We start from the raw sequence: 2,149 nt of genomic DNA, 5'->3' as shown, positions 1-2,149 counted from the left end.
GAAGCCCCGCACCTTTGGTGCGGGGCTTCCCGCATTTCTGGGCACAATTTAGGCTCGTGGCCATGCGCTACGAACTCGTCCTTTTCGACAACGACGGTGTGCTCGTCGACAGTGAGCCGATCTCCAACCGTCTCCTGGCCGGCTACCTCACCGAGTTGGGGCACGAGACCTCCTACGAGGACTCGATCCGCGACTACATGGGCTCTGCCATGCACCGCGTCCACGACCTGATCCTCGAGCGGACGGGACGGAGACTGCCCGCGGCATTCGACGACGAGTTCCACGCCCGCGTCTTCGCCGCCTTCGAGCGGGAGTTGCAGCCCGTGCCCGGTGCCGCGGACGTCCTGCGGCAGCTGACGGAGGCGGGAGTGCCGTTCTGCGTCGCGTCGTCGGGGAGCCATGACCGCATCCGGGTGGGGCACCGGAAGACCGGGCTGGACCGGTGGTTCGACGACGCGCGGATCTTCAGTTCTCAGGACGTCGGCCGGGGAAAGCCGGCGCCGGACCTCTTTCTTCACGCGGCGCGGTCGATGGGCGTCGCTCCCGAGCGGTGTGCGGTGGTGGAGGACAGCCCGCTGGGTGTCCAGGCGGCCGTCGCCGCGGGGATGGACGTCTACGGGTTCACGGGCATGACGCCGCCGGAGAGGCTGACGGGCGCGACGGCGCTGTTCTCGACGATGGGGGAGCTGGCCGCCCTTCTGGGCTGACCGGATAGCGTGGCGGTCATGAGCGGCCGCGCGCAGATGATGTGGGACGAGGCAGTCACCGGCTACGACTTCGGGCGAGGGCATCCGATGGATCCCGTCCGGCTGAAGCTGACGCGGCGCCTGGTGGCCGCTCTGGGACTGGACCGTGAGCTCACTGTGGCCGGGGCCAGCGCGGCCGGGGACTCCACGCTGCGGCTGGTGCACCGGCAGGACTACATCGAGGCCGTGAAGTCGGCGTCCGAGGATCCCGCGTCCGCCGACCCGGCGTACGGGCTGGGGACCGAGGACGATCCGGCGTTCGCCGGCATGCACGAGGTGTCGGCGTTGATCGCCGGGTTGTCGGTGGGGGCCGCCGAGGCCGTGTGGCGGGGCGATGCGCTGCACGCGGTGAACTTCGCGGGCGGGCTGCACCACGCGATGCCGGGGGCGGCGTCCGGTTTCTGCGTCTACAACGACGCGGCGCTGGCCATCGCCCGGCTCCTGGAGCTGGGTGCGGAGCGGGTCGCCTACGTGGACGTCGACGTGCATCACGGGGACGGCGTGCAGGCCGCGTTCTGGGACGACCCACGGGTCCTGACGGTCTCTCTGCACGAGCACCCGCGGACCCTGTTCCCGCAGACCGGCTGGCCCGAGGAGACGGGCGGTCCGGGCGCGGAGGGCAGTGCGGTGAACGTGGCGCTGCCGGCCGGGACGGGGGACGCGGGATGGCTGCGGGCGTTCCACTCGGTGCTGCCGGAGCTGCTGGAGGAGTTCAGGCCGCAGGTGCTGGTCACGCAGCACGGGGCGGACACGCACTTCGAGGACCCGCTGGCGCACCTGGCGGTCTCGCTCGACGCGCAGCACGCGGTGCAGGCGGCGTGTCACGGGATGGCGCACGCGTATGCCGAGGGGCGGTGGATCGCGCTCGGTGGCGGGGGTTACGAGGTGGTCGACGTCGTGCCGCGGTCGTGGGCGCATCTGGTGGCGGTGGCCGCGGGGCGGCCGGTGCCGCCGGAGTCGGAGGTGCCGGAGGGGTGGCGGCAGGAGGTGTACGCGCTGACCCGGCAGCCGGGGCCGCGGCGGATGACGGACGGGCGGTGGCCGGTGACGTTCCGGGAGTGGGGGGACGGGTACGACCCGGCGGATCGGCTCGACCAGGCGATCCTTGCGACGCGTAAGGCGGTGTATCCCCTGCGGGGGTTGATGCCGTGAGGGCCGCGGCGTGGGAGCGCCGCGGCAACCGCCGCCCTGCGTGACGTCGACGCCGCGGGTCCGAGGCCCCTCGGGCGCGCCGCAGTGAGGTCACGTGTGTACGGCGCCGTCCTGCGCCCGCCCGTGCCGCCCAGCCGCCCGCAGGGCGGTAGGGCATGCGGCGCCCGCGGGGAGGTGCGGGCCCCGCTGTCCCCAGAGGGCGGAGGGGGGCGTGGGAGTGGTCGGGTTCTAGTGGGATTTGGTCGTTTTTC

At 72.5% G+C, this 2,149-nt stretch carries 2 protein-coding genes; both read left to right on the top strand.

The features are described from left to right. Window positions 1-62: 62 nt before the first annotated feature. Window positions 63-707: an HAD family phosphatase gene (locus HW445_RS28095; protein WP_180223668.1), complete on the top strand. Its 645-nt coding sequence runs from the start codon at window positions 63-65 to the stop codon at window positions 705-707. An 18-nt stretch (window positions 708-725) separates the two neighbouring features. Next, window positions 726-1,898: an acetoin utilization protein AcuC gene (locus tag HW445_RS28090; RefSeq protein ID WP_180223667.1), complete on the top strand. Its 1,173-nt coding sequence runs from the start codon at window positions 726-728 to the stop codon at window positions 1,896-1,898. The last annotated feature ends 251 nt before the right edge of the window (window positions 1,899-2,149 follow it).

It is taken from the genome of Streptomyces sp. UH6, from assembly GCF_013421635.1.
Lineage (GTDB): Bacteria > Actinomycetota > Actinomycetes > Streptomycetales > Streptomycetaceae > Streptomyces > Streptomyces abyssomicinicus.
The sequence above is the reverse complement of the archived record's forward strand: the minus strand, read 5'-3'. Positions and strand labels throughout refer to the sequence as shown.